This window comes from Mycobacterium europaeum (assembly GCF_002102155.1).
Classification (GTDB): domain Bacteria; phylum Actinomycetota; class Actinomycetes; order Mycobacteriales; family Mycobacteriaceae; genus Mycobacterium; species Mycobacterium europaeum.
The window spans coordinates 86,440-105,166 of the sequence record NZ_LQOU01000041.1; the positions used below are offsets into that span (position 1 = coordinate 86,440).

Here is an 18,727-nt window from a genome sequence, read left to right on the forward strand (position 1 = left end):
GTGGCATGAGCCGGCAACGGGCGGCACGCTCGGCTCCCGGTCCCGGCGAGGCGCGGAGGGATTGGTGGGGGATCCGCAGAGACGAAGCCGCCCGCGCGGCAATCGGCAATGCGATCGCGGCGCGGGCGGCGTCGTCAGGCGAATAACCCTCGACTCAGACGTCGTAGTAGAGCGCGAACTCGTACGGGTGCGGCCGGATCTGCACCGGCAGGATCTCGTTCTCGCGCTTGAAGCTGATCCACGTCTCGATCAGGTCCGGCGTGAAAACGCCGCCCTCGGTGAGGTATTCGTGGTCCTCTTCCAGCCGGTCGATCACCGCGGACAGCTGGGTGGGCGCCTGCGGGATGTTGGCGGCCTCCTCCGGCGGCAACTCGTAGAGGTCCTTGTCGACCGGGGCCTGCGGCTCGATCTTGTTCTTGATGCCGTCGAGCCCGGCCATCAGCATCGCCGAGAACGCCAGGTACGGGTTGCCCGACGAGTCGGGGCAACGGAACTCCAGCCGCTTGGCCTTCGGGTTGCTGCCGGTGATCGGGATGCGCACGCAGGCCGAACGGTTGCGCTGGCTGTAGACCAGGTTGATCGGCGCCTCGTAACCCGGGACCAGTCGCTTGTAGGAGTTGACGGTCGGGTTGGTGAAGGCCAGCAGCGACGGGGCGTGGTGCAACAGGCCGCCGATGTAGTGCCGCGCGGTGTCCGACAGGCCGGCGTACCCGGTCTCGTCGTACATCAGCGGGCTGCCGTCCTTCCACAGCGACTGGTGGGTGTGCATGCCGGAACCGTTGTCGCCGAACAGCGGCTTGGGCATGAACGTGACGGTCTTGCCGGCCTGCCACGCCGTGTTCTTGACGATGTACTTGTACAACTGCATGTCGTCGGCCGCGTGCAGCAGCGTGTTGAACTTGTAGTTGATCTCGGCCTGCCCGCCGGTGCCCACCTCGTGGTGGCCCTTCTCCAGGCTGAAGCCGGCCTTGATGAGGTTCGACAGCATGTCGGCGCGCAGGTCGACGTAGTGGTCGACGGGCGCGACCGGGAAGTACCCCCCCTTGGGGCGCACCTTGTAGCCGCGGTTGGGGCTGCCGTCGTTCTCGGTCGGCTCACCGGTGTTCCACCACCCCGAGATCGCGTCGACCTCGTAGAACGACCCGTTGGTGCGCGAGTCGAAGCTCACCGAGTCGAAGATGTAGAACTCGGCCTCGGCGCCGAAGTAGGCGGTGTCGGCGACGCCGGTGCTGATCAGGTAGTTCTCCGCCTTGCGGGCGATGTTGCGCGGGTCGCGCGAGTACGGCTCGAGCGTGAACGGGTCGTGCACGAAGAAGTTCAGGTTCAGCGTCTTGTGTGCGGTGAACAGGTCGATCTGCGCTGTCGCGGGGTCGGGCAGGAGCAACATGTCGGATTCGTGGATGGACTGGAATCCGCGAATCGACGAGCCGTCGAAGGCCAGACCGTCCTCGAAGACGCTCTCATCGAAGAACGAAACCGGAATCGTGAAGTGCTGCATGATGCCTGGCAAGTCACAGAACCGGACGTCGACAAACTCGACGTTCTCGTCCTTGACGAGTTTGAAGACGTCGTCGGGCGTCGTTTCCGTCACAGAAAAGCTCCTTTACTCGTGAGATCCGCGGCCTGACGCTATGGAGCAGATGTTGCCCACCAGTCAACCCCGTGTTGCGCGCAGGTTACGCGACCGATGTCGTGCGCGAAACAGGTGGGGTCGGGGGCGGGTTCTATTGTGGGGCCATGGATCGCAAGATCGTATCTGGTTGTTCTCCCGAGCGCAGCGTTCCCTGTCCGCCCAGCGCCGGGCTCGGCCGATGACGCCGGAATCGCGATCCACCTACCCCGGTGAGAGGTTGGGTCTGCCGGAGAGCGGGCCCGGATCCCTGGCCCCGATGGGCCGCCGCCTGGGCGCGCTGATGATCGACTGGCTGATCTCCTACGGCCTGGCGGCGCTGGCCATGCGCTTCGGCGTCTTCTCCGAACACACCCTGGCGACGGCGGTGCTGGTCATCTGGTTCGTGCTCGGCGTGGTCTCGGTGCGGCTGTTCAGCTTCACGCCCGGGCAGTTGGTGCTGGGGCTGCAGGTGGTGACGCTCGATGGTCACGCGGCGGTCGGCATCGTCCGCGCGGTGGTGCGGGGCGTGCTCGTCGGCACCGTCGTCCCGGCGTTGTTCACCGACTGGGATGGCCGCGGCCTGCAGGATCGGTTGACCGCAACGGCGGTCGTGCGCCGCCGAAGCTGATCGCGGCGCCCGCCCGCGCGTTCTTGGGGCCTACTTGCGGCGCACGGAGCGTTGCACACCGCGCATCTTGCCGGCGTTGGGCAGCGGCCCCTTGGGCAGGACCGCGGCGCCGGCGCGCGTCCCCAGCGCGGCCAGGCGGGACTCCAGCGCGTCCATCTGCTTGACCGTGATGTTGGCCGGTAGTCGGGTGAGGTGGCGCTCCAACTTGGACAGCGGAACCTCGTCGTCGCCGTTGCCGACGACGAGGTCGTAGATCGGCACGTCGCCGACCAGCCGTGCGGTGCGCTTCTTCTCCTGGGCCAGCAGGGGACGGACCCGGGCCGAGGAACCCTCGGCCACCAAGATGACGCCGGGCCGGCCGACGACCCGGTGCACCGCGTCGAGGTGGCCGGTCGCGGCCACGCCGGGCGTCACCCGCCACTTGCCGCGCAGGTTGTCCAAAGCCCATGCGGCCGCGCCGGTTTGGCCCTCGGCCTTGCTGTAGACGCTCTTCTGGGCGCGACGGCCGAAGACGATGAAGGCCGCCAGCGCGCCCAGCACCACGCCCAGCGGGATCAAGGTGATCATCGTCAGCCCGCCGGCCCACAGGCCGACGCCCACCGAGACGCCCACGATCAGCACGAAGGCACCGATCATGTAGGGCAGCAGCCGCTTGTCCTCGCGGCGCTGCAGGTTGAACGCCTGCCACAACTGGACGCGGCGCTCCTTCGCCGCGGCCTTGCGCGCGGCCTGCGCCTGTGCGCGGGCGGCCTTGTTCTCAGCGGCGTTGCGGGGTTTAGCCATAGTCAAAGAATACGTACCGGCATCACGGGCAACTGCGCCCACGTTGCCGGGGCCCACTCAGGCGCGGGTGCGTGCGGCTTGCTCGTACAGCCGGCCCGCCCGGTACGACGACCGCACCAGCGGCCCGGCCAGCACCCCGGAGAACCCCAGGCCCTCGGCGTGCCGGGCGAACTCGACGAACTCCTCCGGGCGCACCCAGCGCTCGACGGGGTGGTGACGCGTCGACGGGCGCAGGTATTGGGTGATGGTGACGATGTCGCAGCCGGCGCCGCGCAGGTCGGCGAGCGCGGTGCGCACCTCGTCGGGGGTTTCGCCCAGCCCGAGGATCAAGTTGCTCTTGGTGACCAGGCCGGCGCCGCGCGCCGCGGTGATGACGTCCAGGCTGCGCTGGTAGCTGAAGGCGGGCCGGATCCGCTTGAAGATGCGCGGCACGGTTTCGACGTTGTGCGCCAACACCTCCGGGAGCGATCCGAACACCTCGGCGAGCCGTGCGGGCTCGCCGTTGAAGTCGGGGATCAACAGCTCGACGCCCGTCGACGGGTTGAGCTCCTTGATCGCGCGCACCGTCTCGGCGTACAGCCAGGCCCCGCCGTCGGGCAGGTCGTCGCGGGCCACCCCGGTGATGGTGGCGTAGCGCAGGCCCATGGTGCGCACGCTGTCGGCGACGCGCCTGGGCTCGTCGCGGTCCAGCGCGGCGGGCTTTCCGGTGTCGATCTGGCAGAAGTCGCAGCGCCGGGTGCACTGGTCACCACCGATGAGGAAGGTGGCTTCCCGGTCCTCCCAGCACTCGAAGATGTTGGGGCAGCCGGCCTCTTCGCAGACCGTGTGCAGCCCCTCGCGCTGGACCAGTCCCTTCAGCTGGGTGTATTCGGGGCCCATCCGGGCCCGGACCTTGATCCACGGCGGCTTGCGCTCGATCGGGGTTTGCGCGTTGCGCACCTCCAGACGCAGCAGCTTGCGGCCTGGCGGAGCCGCGGCAGCGGCGACATCAGGCCCGGGTGCGGCAGTCACATCGCCGATGCTACGCGGGTGCCGGGGTGTTCCCGGACCGGCAGGGCGCCGTCGAGGGCGTCGCAGACGGCGTAGGCGACGGCGGCGCGGACGTCGTCGACGACCACCGGACGCCGCAGCTCGGCGGACAACGACGTCACACCGGCGTCGGTGATGCCGCACGGCACGATCGTGGTGAACGCGTCGAGGTCGCAGTCGCAGTTGAGGGCGAACCCGTGCAGCGTGGTGGCGCGCGACACCCGGACGCCGATGGCGGCGACCTTGCGGTCGGGCCGGCCGCCACCGCCCGGCACCCACACGCCGGACCGGCCGTGCACCCGGCAGGTCTCCAAGCCCAGCTCGCCGCACACCTTGATCAGCGCCTCTTCGAGGCGCCGGACGTAGTTGACCACGTCGAGCGGTTCGCCCAGGCCGATGATCGGGTAGCCGACGAGTTGCCCCGGGCCGTGCCAGGTGATCTTGCCGCCGCGGTCGGTGTCGACGACGGGGGTGCCGTTCATCGGGCGCTCGTGCGGCTCGGTGCGCCGCCCCGCGGTGTAGACCGGCGGGTGCTCGAGCAGCAGCAGGGTGTCGCTGCCGCCGGCGACCCTGGCGTCGGCCAGCTCACGTTGCAGCTGCCAGGCGGTGCGGTAATCGACGCTTCCGAGCTGGCGAACGTCGATCGCGGCACGGCTCGACCGGATGGAATCGATCACGTTTGCGACGGTACTCGCCCTAGTCGTGGTCGCGCCGGGCGGTGGCGTAGCCGAGCGCCTCACCAATGGTGTTGTGGTGGAATTGGAAACCCGCCCGCTCCAGCGCCGACGGGATGGCGCGCTGGCCGATGAGCACGGCCTCGTCGGCGAACTCGCCGAGCGCGGCCCGCACCGCGAAGCCGGGAAGCATCAAGGGGGTCGGACGGTTCACCGCCCGGCCGAACGCGGTGGTGAATTCGGCGTTGGTCACCGGGGCGGGCCCGGTCATGTTCACCGGGCCGGACAACGCGGTGTTGGAGATGGCGAACAGCAGCGCTCGCACCTCGTCCTCCAGCGTGATCCAGGACATGTACTGACGGCCGCTGCCCAGCCGGGCTCCCAGACCCGTCCGGAACAACGGCCGCAACCGCCCCAACGCACCGCCGGCGGGGGAGAAGACCAAGCCGGTGCGAGCCAGCACCACGCGGGCGCCGCCGTATTGAGCCGGCAGCGTGGCGGCCTCCCAGTCTTCGCACAGGTGGGCCAGGAAACCCTTTCCCGCCCGGTCGTTTTCGTCGACCACGCGGTCCCTGGTGTTGCCGTAGTAGCCCACCGCGCTGGCGTTGACCAGGGTCGGCACCCCGGCCTCGGCCACGGCGTGCGCCAGGACCTCGGTGGGGGCGATGCGACTGTCCCGCAGACCCTGCTTGAAGGCGCCCGACCAGCGACGCTGGCCGACGTTGACACCGCACAGGTTGATGACGGCGTCGACGTCGCTGATCGCGTCGACGTCGAATTCACCGCTGTCGGGGTTCCAGTGCAACTCGTCGGAATTCGACGGCGCCCGGCGCACGATGCGCAGCACCCGGTGGTCGGCCGCCCGCAGCGCCGCGGTCAAGGCGGATCCGATCAGCCCGGAGGAACCCGCGATGGCGATGACGGGCTTGCGCACGGTTCGGCGGTCCTCCTAAAGACCCAAGTCGGCCTCGAACGCTCCATCTTCGAGCCGGTGCTTGATCGTGGTGAGGAAGCGGCCCGCATCAGCGCCGTCGATGAGCCGGTGGTCATAGGTCAGCGGCAGATAGCAGATGGAGCGGACGCCGATGGACTCGTTGCCGAATTCGTCGACGATCACCCGGGGCCGCTTCACGATGGCCCCGGTGCCCAGCATGGCGGCCTGCGGCGGAACCAGGATGGGGGTGTCGAACAGCGCGCCCTGGCTGCCGATGTTGGTGATGGTGAAGGTGCCACCGGATAGCTCGTCGGGTTTCAGGTCGCCCGAGCGGGCGCGCGCGGCGATGTCGGCGATCGCCCGGGCCAGTCCGGCCAGCGACAGGTCGCCGGCGTTGTGGATGACGGGGGAGAGCAACCCCTGCTCGGTGTCGACGGCGAAGCCGAGATGTTCGGCGTCGTAGTAGGTGATCTCTTTGGTCTCTTCGTTGTAGCTGGCGTTGATGTTGGGGTGGATCTTCAGCGCGTCGATCACCGCCCTGGCGATGAACGGCAGGAAGGTCAGGTTCACTCCCTCCCGTTCGGCGAACGCCGACTTCGCCCGGGCCCGCAGCCCGACGATCCGGGTCATGTCGACCTCGTGCGTCTGGGTGAGCTGGGCGGTGGCCTGCAGGGATTCGCGCGTCTTGTTCGCGGTGAGCTGGCGGATCCGGCTGGCCTTCTGCGTGGTGCCGCGCAGGTGCGCCAGCGCCGGCGCCGGGGTCGGCGCTGCCGCCGGGGCCACCCTGCCGTCAGCCGTCGGCGCGGCCGCCGGTGCCTGCGCCGCCGCGGGCGCCTTCTGGGCCTGCTGCTTCTGGCGCTGCTTTTCCTCCGCCGCGGCGAGCACGTCCTGCTTGCGGATGCGGCCACCGACACCGGTGCCGGTGATCCCGGCCAGGTCGATGTCGTTCTCGGTGGCCAGCTTGCGCACCAGCGGGGTCACGTAGGGCGCGCCGTTCGGACCGGGGCCGCCGGGCTCGGCGGCCGGTTGCGCCTGCGCGGGTTGCGGTTTCGGCGCCGGCTCGGGCTGCGAAACCGGCTGGGGCTCGGGCTTCGCCTCGGCCTTGGGTGGTTCGGGTGCGGGCTCCGGCTTGGGTTCCGGTTTCGGAGCGGGCGGCGGGGTGGGAGCGGACGCGGCCTGGGAACTGCTGCCGATCCGAGCCAGCTCGCCGCCGACCGGCACGGTGGCGTCCTCCTCGGCGGTGATGCTGATCAGGACGCCGGCCACCGGGGAGGGGATCTCGGTGTCCACCTTGTCGGTCGACACCTCCACCAGCGCATCGTCGACTCCGACCGAGTCGCCGACCTTCTTCAGCCAGCGGGTCACCGTGCCCTCGGTAACCGACTCGCCGAGTTCGGGCATCAGCACCGGGGTCGCCTCGCCGCCACCGGAACTCGGCTGGGCGGGCTCGGGTTCGGGCTCCGGCTGGGCCGGCGCCGCCTCGGGTTCGGGCTCCGGCTGGGCCGGCGGGGCGGATTCGGCCTGCGGCTCCGGCTGGCTCGGCGCCTCCGATCCGCCGCCCTCCGAACCGCCCTCCGCCGCGTCGCCGATGACGGCCAGCTCGCCGCCCACCTCCACGGTGTCGTCCTCCTGGGCGACGATCTTGGTCAGCACACCGGCCGCGGGCGACGGGATTTCGGTGTCCACCTTGTCGGTGGACACCTCGACGAGGGGTTCGTCGAGTTCGACCGTGTCGCCTTCCTGCTTGAGCCAGCGGGTGACCGTCCCCTCGGTGACGCTTTCACCGAGTGCCGGCATCTGGACGGAGAAGGCCATCGTTTTGACTCCTCGATCGCTCGTGGGTCGGGGCGGGTCGAACAACTCGCTAGCCGTTCAAAGCAGCTAACCAAAACTATCCTGTCACTCCGTCCACACCGGCACACATCCAGGGCGGACCGCGCGCGGCTGCCGGGACGGCCGGAACACCCTTGCTACGGTGTGTGGCCACTGCAGTTGAAGCGGGAGGTCCCGGTGCCGGCACCACAACAGCGAGCCCAGCATTTCGTCGTCAGCGCCGACGGCACGCGAATCGCGGTCTTCGAAGAGGGCAACGCCGACGGCCCCACCGTCGTGCTGGTGCACGGCTTCCCCGACTCGCACGTCCTGTGGGACGGCGTCGTGCCGCTGCTGGCCGACCGGTTTCGCATCCTTCGGTACGACAACCGCGGCGTCGGTGAGTCGTCGGCGCCCAAGCCGGTGTCGGCGTACACCATGGACCGATTCGCCGACGACTTCGCCGCCGTGACCGGCGAGCTGAGCCCCGGCCGGCCCGTGCACGTGCTCGCCCACGACTGGGGCTCGGTCGGGGTGTGGCACTACCTGAAGCGGCCCGGCGCCGGTGACCGGGTCGCGACGTTCACCTCGGTGTCCGGCCCGAGTCAGGACCAACTGGTCGACTACATCTTCACCGGTCTGCGGGCGCCCTGGCGCCCGCGCACCTTCGTCCGCGCCGTCAGCCAGGCGCTGCGGCTGACCTACATGATCTTCTTCTCGATCCCGGTGCTCGCGCCGCTGTTGTTGCGCCTGACGCTGTCGATCCCGGCGCTTCGGCGCAACGCGGTGGACAACATCCCCGCCGAGCAGATCCACCACTCGCCGCACCTGGCCCGGGACGCCGCCCGTTCGGTGAAAACGTATCCCGCCAACTACTTTCGCTCGTTCGCCGGCCGCGGCCAGGGCATCCACGTCGTCGACGTGCCGGTGCAGTTGATCGTCAACACCAAGGACAAGTACGTGCGCCCGTACGGCTACGACCACACACCCCGCTTCGTACCGCGGCTGTGGCGGCGCGACATCCGGGCCGGGCACTTCTCGCCGATGTCCCACCCGCGGGTGATGGCCGCGGCCGTGCACGACTTCGCCGACCTGGCCGAGGGCAAGCCCCCGAGCCGCGCGCTGCTGCGCGCGCAGGTCGGACGCCCCCGCAGGGCCTTCGGCGACACCCTGGTGTCGGTCACGGGCGCCGGCAGCGGAATCGGCCGCGAGACGGCGTTCGCCTTCGCGCGTGAGGGCGCCGAGCTGGTCGTCAGCGACATCGACGAGGCGGCCGTCAAGGCCACCGCCGCGGAGATCGCCACCCGCGGCGGCGTCGCGCACGCCTACGTGCTGGACGTGTCCGACGCCGCGGCCGTGGAGGCGTTCGCCGAGCGGGTGAGCGCCGAACACGGCGTGCCCGACGTCGTGGTCAACAACGCCGGCATCGGACAGGCGGGCGGATTCCTGGACACCCCGGCCGAGCAGTTCGACCGGGTGCTCGACGTCAACCTGGGCGGCGTGGTCAACGGGTGCCGGTCCTTCGCGCGGCGGCTCGTCGAGCGGGGCACCGGCGGGTACATCGTCAACGTGTCGTCGATGGCGGCCTACGCGCCGCTGCAGTCGCTGAGCGCCTACTGCACGTCCAAGGCGGCGACCTACATGTTCTCCGACTGCCTGCGCGCCGAACTCGACGCCGCCGGGGTGGGGCTGACCACGGTCTGCCCGGGTGTCATCGACACCAATATCATCAACACCACCCGCTTCGACGCGCCCACGGGCAAGGTGGACCGCGTCGACGACCGGCGCGGCCAGCTGCAGAAGATGTTCGCGCTGCGCCACTACGGCCCGGAGAAGGTCGCCAACGCCATCCTGTCGTCGGTGCAGAAAAAGAAGCCGATTCGCCCGGTGGCGCCGGAAGCCTATGCGCTATACGGGGTTTCGCGTGTGGCGCCGCAAGGCCTGCGCAACTTCGCGCGGATGCGGGTGATCTGACGCGGGCCTACGTGCCCGACCGCGCGGCACCCTGGCGGCCCGTCAGAAGCGTTCCGCCGACCGCGACGAGCCCGACGATGGCCAGCGGGATCGACCACATCCGTCGGCTGCCCACCGACGACTGGCACTGCGCCACGTAGTCGGTGTGCGGAACGACCTGATTGAGGATCGGGATGTTCGCCACGCTGTTGTTGTTCGCGCTCCTGGCCGCGGACAGGTCCGTGGCGACGGCGTTGCCGCACCCGATCGAATGCCCGTTGCCGTCGGAAATCGACACCGGCGCCAGCAGCCCGATCACGCCGGCCAGCAGCAGCACGGCGCCTACACCCAGGATCAACCGTCGCACCGTCACGATCTCGCCTTTCTTCGTACGGGTTTTCGACCGACTGGGAGTTTAACCGCTGCACGAGGCCGGTAAACCCGAATTCCGGCTGGATATGGCGCCCGATTCGTGGGTATCCCGCCGCGATAGCCGAGAGGGGAGTGCAACGTGGTGCTGAGTGCGACGCGGGACGTGTCCGCGCCTTGCGAGCGGGTGTGGGAGGTGCTGGCCCAGGGGTGGACCTACACCCAGTGGGTGGTGGGCAACAGCCGCATGCGGGCCGTCGATCCGCACTGGCCCGAGCCCGGCTCCTCGATCAGGCACTCCATCGGGATCTGGCCCATGGTGATCAACGACGCGACGGTGGTGGAGGTGTGCGAACCGCCGCACAAGCTGGTGCTGTGCGCCCGCCTGGGTCCGTTAGGCGCCGCGCGGATCACCATGCTGCTGCACGAAACACCGCAGGGCTGCCGGGTGGAGATGATCGAAGTGCCCGTCGAAGGCCCGATGGCGGTGGTTCCCAACTCGTTGGCGCTGGCCGCGGCCTACCCGCGCAACAAGGAGTGCCTGTGGCGGCTGGCGTCCCTGGCCGAGCGCCTGGAGCCGAGCCAGGTCAAATGAGCGTGCGGGACACCGCCGACGCCGTCGTCATCGGAGCGGGGCACCACGGGCTGGTCGCCGCCTCGATGCTCGCCGACGCCGGATGGGACGTCCTGGTGCTGGAAGCCCAGCCGGAACCGGGCGGCGCGGTCCGCAGCGCCGAGCTGACGCCGGGCTACATCACCGACCTGTTCAGCTCCTACTACCCGATGACGGTGGCCTCGCCCGCGATCGCGGCGCTGGGGCTGGAGGACCACGGCCTGCGGTGGGCACACGCGCCCGCGGTGGTCGGTCATCCGCGCGACCCGGACGATGAAGACCCGCCCATCGTCTACCACGACCCCGCCCGCACGGCAACGGAATTCGCGCGCCGGGAACCGGCCGACGGCGACAACTGGTGGCGGCTGGTGGAGTTGTGGCAGCGGATCAAGGCGCCGCTGCTCGACGCCATGCTGTCGCCATTTCCTCCGGTGCGCCCGATGCTGCGGCTGCTGACCAGGCTCGGCACCTCCGAGGCGCTCCGGGTGGCGCGCCTGCTGGTGCAGCCGGCCAACACCATGGCCGGCGAGCTGTTCGCCGGCGAGGCGCCGCGGGTCCTGCTGCTGGGCAACGCGATGCACGCCGACGTCCCACCGGACGCGCCGATCAGCGGCGCCATGGGATTCCTGATGACGATGCTGGCCCAGGACTGCGGCTGGCCGGTGCCGGTCGGGGGCTCCGGACAGCTGACGGCCGCCCTGGTCAACCGGGCCCGCTCCGCGGGCGCGCGAATCGAGTGCAACCAGAACGTGTCCCGCATTCAGGTGCGGGGCGGCCGCGCGGTGGGGGTGATGACGGCCGAGGGGCGCACGGTCGCGGCGCGGCGGGCGATCGTCGCCGACGTGACGGCGCCGCGGCTGTTCTGCGACATGCTGCCCGCGGATGCGCTGCCGCCCAAGCTGTTACGCGACCTCGAGCACTTCGTGTGGGATCCGCCCGTGGTGAAGGTCAACTATGCGCTCGGCCGGCCGGTGCCCTGGCGGGCGAAGAGCCTGCAGGGCGTGGGCACCGTCCACCTGGGCGCCGACAGCGACGGGCTGATCCGCTGGATGGCCGATCTCAACACCCGGGTGGTGCCCGAGCATCCGTTCATGTTGTTGGGGCAGACCACCACGGCCGATCCGACCAGGTCGCCCGAGGGAACCGAAAGCGTGTGGGCCTACACGCATCTGCCGCGCAACGTCGCCGACGACGCGTCGGCCGACCGGCTCGCCGAAGCCCTGGACGGGGTGATCGAGGAACACGCGCCGGGCTTCGGATCGGCGGTCGTCGGCCGGTTCGTACAACGGCCGTCGGACCTGGAGGCCAGCGACGCCAACCTGCACATGGGTGCGCTCAACGGCGGCACCGCGCAATTGCAGCAGATGCTGATCTTCCGCCCGGCGCCCGGCATGGGCCGCGCCGAAACCCCGGTGCAGGGGCTCTATCTGGGCAGTGCCTCGGCGACCCCGGGCGGCTCGGTGCACGGCGCCTGCGGGCGCAACGCGGCCAACGCCGCGCTGGCCGCCGATGGCGCGACCGGCTGGCCCCGCCGCCAGGTCAAGCGCGCCGTCTTCTCGCTGCTGACCGGTAAGCGCTGACCGCTAGCCGTTTTCGGCGATGTCTTCGAGCACCGCGAACATGGTGCGGGTCGGCACACCGGTGCCGCCCTTGGGCGTGTAGCCCCACGGGCCGCTGGTGTTGTACGCGGGGCCGGCCACGTCGATGTGCGCCCAGCCCACGCCGTCGGCGACGAACTCGCGCAGGAACACGCCGGCCACCAGCATGCCGGCGAACCGCTGGCCGCTGATGTTGGACAGGTCGGCCACGGTGGATTTCAGGTCGTCCTTGAGCTCGTCGGGCAGCGGCATCGGCCAGCCGTTCTCGCCTACCCGCTGCGAGATCGCCGCGACGCGGTCGCGGAACTCGTCGCTGCCCATCACCCCGGGGATCCGGGCGCCCAACGCGACCGTCTGCGCGCCCGTCAGCGTGGACGTCTCGATCAGGTAGTCCGGGTTGTCCTCGCACGCCCGCACGATGGCGTCGGCCAGGATCAGCCGGCCCTCGGCGTCGGTGTTCTGCACCTCGACGGTGATGCCGCCGTATTGCGTCAGCACGTCGCCCGGCCGCTGCGCCGTGCCCGACGGCATGTTCTCGGCCATCGGCACAGTGGCGATCACGTCGATCGGCAACCGCAACTGAGCGGCCAGCGCCACCGTGGCGATGACCGCGGCCGCGCCGCCCATGTCCGAGGTCATGTGGTGCATCGATGCCGCCGGCTTGATGGAGATGCCGCCGGTGTCGAACGTGATGCCCTTGCCGACCAACGCGACCCGCTTCGCCTGCTTGGGCTTCTTGGCCAGCTTGGCACCGCGGTGGGTCAGCCGCACCAGCCGCGGCGGCCGCGACGAGCCCTGGCCGACACCGATCACGCCGCCGTAGCCCGCCTTCTGCAGCGCCTTCTCGTCGAGCACCTCCACCTCGAGGCCCACAGATTCGCCCAAAGCCTTTGCGCGCCTGGCGAATTCGGCGGGAAACAGGTGGCTCGGCGGCGTGTTGACGAAGTCGCGGGCGGTGGCCACCGCGATCGCCACGGCCGCGCCGTGCGCGCTGGCGGCTTTGGCGTCCTTCGCGGTCGACAGCACGGTGATCTTGCGCAGCCCCTTGTCTTTCGGGGCGGTCTTGCCGCTGCGGAACTCGGTGAAGCGGTAGCTGCCGAGGATGAGTCCCTCGACGGCCGCCGAGCAGACGTCGGCGCCCGGCAACCCGGCCAGCGTGGTGATCACCGTCTCGGCCGTGCCCAGCGACCGCGCCGCCACCCCGGCGGCCCGGCGGATCGTGTCGGCGGGCCATTCGGTTCGCGGCTTACCCAGTCCGACCGCCAGCACGCTGGACACCGGCAGCGACGGCACCACCAGGCGGTGGACCTGCTCGCTGGCGCCGGTGGCGTCCAGGGCCCGCAGGCCGGATTCGATGTCGGCGACCGCGTCGGCCGGCAGCGGCGACTCGCCCTGGGCAACCACCGCGCCGGGCCTGTCCTCGTCGCCGGTCGAGACGACCGGCACGACCAATACCGAAGAGCCCGCCGCGCGTTTGGGCAGCGACGCGGCGACGTTGATGGCGGGGCCTTGATAGCTCAATTCGGTGGTCACGGGCATTCACCCTAATCGGCGGGGCCCGCGCCGACACCGGCGGCGCGCCCCCCGTGCAGCTCGAAGGCGATCACGGGGTCGTCGAAACCCTTGAGGTCAAAGGGGCCACGGGCGGTCGCCGGCCAGTCCGGCAATTGCTCCCGCAGCGCCGAGTCGGCCAGGACCTGGCACGGGGCCGCGGCCCCGACCAGACGCGCCGCCAGGTTGACCGGGCTGCCGAAGTAGTCCCCGTTGATCGCCAGCACGGTGCCGTAGGCAAGGCCGTCCGCGCTGCTCGGACTCCACCATTTCGTCGACGGTGAGGCCGAGTCCGTCGAGGTACTTGATCAGGTCGGTCCGCTCGCGCCCACGGGCGACCCCGGCCGCCTCCAGCGCCGCGAAGTCCGGCGAATCGACCACCAACCCGAGTGCGCCAGGATCCGGGATTAGGGTGAATCGTCGTGACCGATGACTTACTGCATGGCCCGTTGGAAGACCGCCACCGCGACTTGGGGGCCAGTTTCGCCGAGTTCAGTGGCTGGCTGATGCCGGTGTCGTACGCCGGCACCGTCAGCGAGCACAACGCCACCCGCAACGCGGTCGGTCTGTTCGACGTCAGCCACCTCGGTAAGGCGTTGGTCCGCGGGCCGGGTGCGGCCGCGTTCGTCAACTCGACGCTCACCAACGACTTGAGCCGCATCGGGCCGGGCAAGGCGCAATACACGTTGTGCTGCACCGAATCCGGCGGCGTCATCGACGACCTGATCGCCTACTACGTCGACGACGACGAGATCTTCTTGGTGCCCAACGCGGCCAACACCGCCGCGGTGGTCGAGGCGCTGCGGGCGGCCGCTGAGGCCGGTTTGGGGCCCGGCCTGACCATCACCAACGAGCATCGCTCCTACGCGGTGCTGGCGGTGCAGGGCCCGCGCTCGGCCGAGGTGCTCGACGGGCTGGGCCTGCCGACCGGCATGGATTACATGGGCTACGCCGACGCCTCCTACGCGGGGGTGCCGGTGCGGGTGTGCCGGACCGGATACACCGGAGAGCACGGCTACGAGCTGCTGCCGCCGTGGGAGTCCTCGGGGGAGGTGTTCGACGCGCTGGCCGCGGCGGTAGCCGCCGCCGGCGGCGAGCCCGCGGGCCTGGGCGCCCGCGACACGCTGCGCACCGAGATGGGCTACCCCCTGCACGGGCATGAACTGGCGCTGGACATTTCGCCGCTGCAGGCCCGATGCGGGTGGGCGATCGGCTGGAAGAAGGACGCGTTCTTCGGCCGCGACGCGCTGCTGGCGGAGAAGGCGGCGGGCCCGCGACGGCTGCTGCGCGGGCTGCGGATGGTCGGCCGCGGTGTGCTGCGGCCCGGGTTGACGGTGCTGGCCGGCGAGACGCCGGTCGGGGTCACCACGTCGGGAACCTTCTCCCCGACGCTGCAAGCCGGCATCGGGCTGGCGCTGATCGACACCGACGCCGGGATCGAGGACGGCCGGCGCATCACCGTGGACATCCGTGGGCGCGCCGCCGAGTGCGAAGTGGTGCGGACGCCCTTCGTCGAAGCGAAAACCCGTTAGTGCCCCCGGTTCAGGTGAAAAGCCCGGTCGCAGGCGGATATACAATCAGCGCCATGACCAGCGGCTCCCTCGAGTTCACGGTTTCACGTTCGGCCCACCCCACGACCGACGCCGACCGTGAATCCATCCTGGCCGAGCCCGGTTTCGGCAAGTACTTCACCGACCACATGGTGTCGATCGACTACGACGAGGAGCGGGGCTGGCACAACGCCCGCGTCATCCCGTACGGCCCGATCGAGTTGGACCCGTCGGCGATAGTCCTGCATTACGCGCAGGAGATCTTCGAAGGGCTCAAGGCCTACCGCTGGGCGGACGACTCGGTCGTGTCGTTCCGCGCCGAGGCCAACGCCGCGCGGTTGCGGTCGTCGGCGCGCCGGCTCGCGATGCCCGAGTTGCCCGACGAACTGTTCATGGGCTCGCTGTGCCAGCTCATCGCCGTCGACAAGCCCTGGGTGCCCGCCGCCGGCGGCGAGGCGGCGTTGTATCTGCGGCCGTTCATGATCGCGACCGAGCCCGGACTGGGCGTGCGGCCTTCCAAGCAGTACCGGTATCTGCTGATCGCGTCCCCGGCCGGGGCCTACTTCAAGGGCGGCATCAGTCCCGTCACCGTCTGGGTGTCGACGGACTACGTGCGGGCCAGCCCCGGCGGCACCGGCGCGGCCAAGTTCGGCGGCAATTACGCCGCCTCGCTGGTGGCGCAGGCCGAGGCCGCCGCGCACGGGTGCGACCAGGTGGTGTGGCTGGACGCCGTCGAACGGCGCTTCGTCGAGGAGATGGGCGGCATGAACATCTTCTTCGTGTTCGGCAGCGGCGGATCGGCGCGGTTGGTCACCCCGGAGCTGTCCGGCTCGCTGTTGCCGGGAATCACCCGGGATTCGTTGCTGCAGTTGGCGATTGACGCCGGATTCTCCGTCGAGGAACGCAAGATCGACATCGACGAGTGGCAGAAGAAGGCCGCCGCCGGCGAGATCACCGAGGTGTTCGCCTGCGGCACGGCCGCCGTCATCACCCCGGTCTCGAACGTGAAGTACGGCGACACCGAGTTCACCGTCGCCGACGGCCAGCCCGGCGAGGTGACGATGGCGCTGCGCGACACGCTGACCGGGATCCAGCGGGGGACCTTCGCCGACACCCACGGTTGGATGGCCCGGCTGGGCTGAGCCCGGCCGTCGAACGTGAAGTTCGTTTCACGTTCAGCCGCGAGCGTGAAGTTGATTTCACGCTCGCGGCTGGAACTCGCGTGAGCGCCCGGCCAGCTGGGCAGTCGAGCTTCACAACCGCACCAACCCGGCGAGCGTCACCGCGCCCACCGTCGTCGTCAGCTCGATGGCGGCCCCCAGCACGTCACCGGTGATGCCGCCGAACCGGCGCACGCAGTGCCACACCAGCACCGCGCCGCAGCACAGGCCCGCCAGCACCGCGGCCGGCCCCTGCCACGGCCGCGGTCCCCCCGCCGACGAGACGGCGAGCAGCACCGCCACCCAGGCCGCCACCACGATCGCCGGCTGGCTGCCGGCGACGCGCACCCCCAGGGCGCTGCCGGCGGCCGCCGGCACCGACCGGCGGCCGGCCAGCACCGCGGCGACCCGGCCGGCGAAGACCACCACGGCGACGCCCACGATCCCCGGCCTGCCCGCCGCCCCGAGCGCCGCGAACGCCAGGCCCTGCAGCGCGATCACCAAGGCGACGGCCGCCGCGCCGAAGGGGCCGGTCGACCCGTCGCGCATCACCGCCAGCGCGCGCTCCGGCGGCCCGTAACAGCCCAGCCCGTCGGCCGTGTCGGCCACCCCGTCAACGTGCAGGCCACGCGTGGCCAGCAGCAGCGTCGCGACCGCGAGCAGCCCCGACAGCGGGCTGGCCGCTCCGAAGGCCCAGGCCCCGCCCCACGTCACGATCGCGGCCAAGGCGCCCAAGGCGGCGCCCACCACCGGCAGCGCCGTCATGGCGCCGCGGCCCATCGGGGCGTCCCACCCACGGGGCACCGGCAGCACCGTGCCGAACGCGAAAGCCGTTGCCAGCGAACGCATCACGACGGGGGAGCGGCCTTTGAATCGGACACCCCCGCCTGCACGAAGGTGGTCATCGACGACAGCGTGGCCACCGCGGCGCGCAGCACGGGCAGCGCCAGCGCGGCGCCGCTTCCCTCGCCGAGCCGCATCCGCAGGTCCAGGATCGGCTCCAGGCCGAGCTCGGTCAGCGCCAGGGCATGACCGGGCTCGGTGGACCGATGACCGGCCTGCCACCACAGCCGCGCGCCGGGAGCCAGCCGCTCGGCGACCAACGCGGCCGCCGTCACCGCCATCCCGTCGAGCAGCAGCGGGGTGCGCCGCACCGCGGCCTGCGCGCAGAACCCCGCCATCGCGGCCAGGTCGGCGCCGCCGGCGCAGCGCAGCAACCCGGCCGGGTCGGGCAGCACCGGCCGCGTCCGGAACAGGGCGTCGCGCACCGCCGCCGTCTTGCGTGCCCATCCGGCGTCGTCGATGCCGGTGCCGAAGCCCACCACCGCGACGGGTTCGGCGTTGGTCAGCGCCGCCACCAGCACCGCGGCCGGGGTGGTGTTGCCGATCCCCATGTCGCCGGCGATGAGCAGATCGGCGCCGGAGTCGACCTCCTCGTCGGCGATGGCCCGGCCCGCGGCGATCGCCGTGACGGTCTCGTCCTGGGTCAGGGCGTCCTCGACGGCGATGTCGCCGCTGCCGCGCCGCACCTTGTGCGCACCGATCCGCTCGGCGGGCGCGTCGCCGGCCACCGCCAGGTCCGCGACGCGCACCGTCGCGCCGGCGAGATCGGCCAGCACGTTGATCGCCGCCCCGCCGGCCTCGAAGTTGGCAACCATCTGGGCGGTCACCTCCGGCGGGTAGGCCGACACCCCGGACCGCGCGACCCCGTGGTCACCGGCGAACACCACCACCCGGGCACGCTCGAATTGCCTTGGCGGACAATGCCCCTGGCACGACGCGATCCACACCGAAAGGTCCTCGAGGCGGCCCAGCGCGCCCCTGGGCTTGGTCAGCGTGTCCTGGCGGGCGCGGGCCGCAGCGGCGACGCCCGCATCGGGCGGCGATACCGGGGCGAAGTCCATCAGGTCCCCGACGGCTTGATCGGCACCGCCTGCCCGGCCACCACCAGCACCACCCGGTCGCAGAGCTCGGCGACCCGCTGGTTGAGGGTGCCCAGCTCGTCGGCGAACCGGCGCCCGGACGCGGTGGCCGGGACGACGGCCAGCCCGACCTCGGGGCTGACCAGCACCAACGTGGAATCGAAGTCGCCGACGGCGGCGAGCATGGCGTCGATCGTGTCGCGGACCGGAGCCGCCACCGACCCGCCGGCCCACCCGTCGAGCCGGTCCAGCGTGCCGGTCAACCAGGTGCCCAGGTCGTCGACCAGCGTCGGGGTGTCCGGTGACCCGCGCAAGTGGCCTGCGATGTCGTCGGTTTCGACCGTCGACCAATGCCCGGGCCGGCGGCCGCGGTGCTCGGCGACGCGGTCCGCCCAGGCCGCGTCCCCCGCACCGGTCGGGCCGGGGGCCAGGTAACACACCGGCTGTCCGGCCGGCACCGCGCCGGCGATGGCGTCCTCCGCCCACCGGGATTTGCCCGACCGGATCCCGCCGAGGACCAGCGTGCGCACCCGTTCAGG

17 protein-coding genes and 1 pseudogene are annotated in these 18,727 nt (G+C 70.9%); 6 read left to right on the plus strand and 12 right to left on the minus strand.

All coding sequences use genetic code 11. The features are described from left to right. Nucleotides 1-154: 154 nt before the first annotated feature. Nucleotides 155-1,591: a type I glutamate--ammonia ligase gene (glnA, locus tag AWC03_RS19240; protein WP_085242306.1), complete on the minus strand. Its 1,437-nt coding sequence runs from the start codon at nt 1,589-1,591 to the stop codon at nt 155-157. A 220-nt stretch (nt 1,592-1,811) separates the two neighbouring features. Between glnA and AWC03_RS19245 the strand changes: the two genes are divergently transcribed. Further along, nucleotides 1,812-2,240, plus strand: coding sequence for an RDD family protein (locus AWC03_RS19245; protein ID WP_085242307.1), 429 nt, complete (start codon nt 1,812-1,814; stop codon nt 2,238-2,240). A gap of 30 nt (nt 2,241-2,270) precedes the next feature. Here the strand turns inward: AWC03_RS19245 and AWC03_RS19250 are convergent, their stop codons facing one another. The 5 genes from AWC03_RS19250 to sucB are packed head-to-tail and all read right to left on the minus strand — an operon-like array spanning nt 2,271 to nt 7,475. Next, nucleotides 2,271-3,023: a DUF4191 domain-containing protein gene (locus AWC03_RS19250; RefSeq protein WP_085242308.1), complete on the minus strand. Its 753-nt coding sequence runs from the start codon at nt 3,021-3,023 to the stop codon at nt 2,271-2,273. A gap of 57 nt (nt 3,024-3,080) precedes the next feature. Continuing rightward, nucleotides 3,081-4,034, minus strand: a complete 954-nt coding sequence (gene lipA / locus AWC03_RS19255; RefSeq protein WP_085242309.1) for a lipoyl synthase — start codon at nt 4,032-4,034, stop codon at nt 3,081-3,083. Beyond that, on the minus strand, nt 4,031-4,729 hold the full coding sequence (gene lipB, locus AWC03_RS19260) for a lipoyl(octanoyl) transferase LipB (protein WP_085242310.1): 699 nt from the start codon (nt 4,727-4,729) through the stop codon (nt 4,031-4,033). Before lipB ends, lipA begins: the two co-directional genes overlap by 4 nt. Nucleotides 4,730-4,748: 19 nt before the next feature. Further along, nucleotides 4,749-5,660: a TIGR01777 family oxidoreductase gene (locus AWC03_RS19265; protein ID WP_085242311.1), complete on the minus strand. Its 912-nt coding sequence runs from the start codon at nt 5,658-5,660 to the stop codon at nt 4,749-4,751. Nucleotides 5,661-5,675: 15 nt separating this feature from the next. Beyond that, nucleotides 5,676-7,475, minus strand: a complete 1,800-nt coding sequence (gene sucB / locus AWC03_RS19270) for a 2-oxoglutarate dehydrogenase, E2 component, dihydrolipoamide succinyltransferase (RefSeq protein WP_085242312.1) — start codon at nt 7,473-7,475, stop codon at nt 5,676-5,678. A 195-nt stretch (nt 7,476-7,670) separates the two neighbouring features. Here sucB and AWC03_RS19275 point away from each other — a divergent pair, with 195 nt between their 5' ends. Then, nucleotides 7,671-9,446, plus strand: a complete 1,776-nt coding sequence (locus tag AWC03_RS19275; protein WP_085242335.1) for an SDR family oxidoreductase — start codon at nt 7,671-7,673, stop codon at nt 9,444-9,446. A gap of 7 nt (nt 9,447-9,453) precedes the next feature. Here AWC03_RS19275 and AWC03_RS19280 read toward each other — a convergent pair whose 3' ends face one another. Then, complete coding sequence (locus AWC03_RS19280; protein ID WP_085242313.1) at nt 9,454-9,798, minus strand: aminopeptidase; 345 nt, start codon at nt 9,796-9,798, stop codon at nt 9,454-9,456. A 141-nt stretch (nt 9,799-9,939) separates the two neighbouring features. On the opposite strand from AWC03_RS19280, the gene AWC03_RS19285 reads away from it, so the two are divergent. Continuing rightward, complete coding sequence (locus AWC03_RS19285) at nt 9,940-10,389, plus strand: SRPBCC family protein (protein WP_085242336.1); 450 nt, start codon at nt 9,940-9,942, stop codon at nt 10,387-10,389. Next, on the plus strand, nt 10,386-11,987 hold the full coding sequence (locus AWC03_RS19290) for a phytoene desaturase family protein (RefSeq protein ID WP_085242314.1): 1,602 nt from the start codon (nt 10,386-10,388) through the stop codon (nt 11,985-11,987). Before AWC03_RS19285 ends, AWC03_RS19290 begins: the two co-directional genes overlap by 4 nt. 3 nt (nt 11,988-11,990) lie before the next feature. Here AWC03_RS19290 and AWC03_RS19295 read toward each other — a convergent pair whose 3' ends face one another. Both AWC03_RS19295 and AWC03_RS19300 read right to left on the minus strand, forming a co-directional pair. Next, nucleotides 11,991-13,538 (minus strand): leucyl aminopeptidase, encoded by a 1,548-nt coding sequence (locus AWC03_RS19295; protein ID WP_169716539.1) that lies wholly within the window; start codon nt 13,536-13,538, stop codon nt 11,991-11,993. An 11-nt stretch (nt 13,539-13,549) separates the two neighbouring features. Next, a pseudogene (locus tag AWC03_RS19300) lies at nt 13,550-13,801 on the minus strand (nucleotidyl cyclase domain-containing protein); the annotation flags it as partial. A 177-nt stretch (nt 13,802-13,978) separates the two neighbouring features. Between AWC03_RS19300 and gcvT the strand changes: the two are divergent. Together gcvT and AWC03_RS19310 are read left to right on the plus strand one after the other, a co-directional pair. Then, on the plus strand, nt 13,979-15,088 hold the full coding sequence (gcvT, locus tag AWC03_RS19305; RefSeq protein WP_085242316.1) for a glycine cleavage system aminomethyltransferase GcvT: 1,110 nt from the start codon (nt 13,979-13,981) through the stop codon (nt 15,086-15,088). Between the two features lie 53 nt (nt 15,089-15,141). Beyond that, entirely contained in the window at nt 15,142-16,248 is a 1,107-nt protein-coding gene (locus AWC03_RS19310; protein ID WP_085242317.1) for a branched-chain amino acid aminotransferase, read from the plus strand. Nucleotides 16,249-16,359: 111 nt separating this feature from the next. Here the strand turns inward: AWC03_RS19310 and AWC03_RS19315 are convergent, their stop codons facing one another. Genes AWC03_RS19315 through AWC03_RS19325 form a run of 3 tightly spaced genes read right to left on the minus strand, consistent with a single transcriptional unit; the run spans nt 16,360 to nt 18,718 of the window. Continuing rightward, nucleotides 16,360-17,118, minus strand: coding sequence for an adenosylcobinamide-GDP ribazoletransferase (locus tag AWC03_RS19315; RefSeq protein ID WP_085242318.1), 759 nt, complete (start codon nt 17,116-17,118; stop codon nt 16,360-16,362). Then, nucleotides 17,115-18,173 carry a nicotinate-nucleotide--dimethylbenzimidazole phosphoribosyltransferase gene (gene cobT / locus AWC03_RS19320; RefSeq protein ID WP_142278440.1) on the minus strand — a complete coding sequence of 353 codons (1,059 nt, stop codon included), beginning with the start codon at nt 18,171-18,173 and terminating at the stop codon, nt 17,115-17,117. The genes AWC03_RS19315 and cobT overlap by 4 nt, the downstream gene beginning before the upstream one ends. Then, entirely contained in the window at nt 18,170-18,718 is a 549-nt protein-coding gene (locus AWC03_RS19325) for a bifunctional adenosylcobinamide kinase/adenosylcobinamide-phosphate guanylyltransferase (RefSeq protein ID WP_085242320.1), read from the minus strand. The genes cobT and AWC03_RS19325 overlap by 4 nt, the downstream gene beginning before the upstream one ends. Nucleotides 18,719-18,727 lie beyond the last annotated feature (9 nt).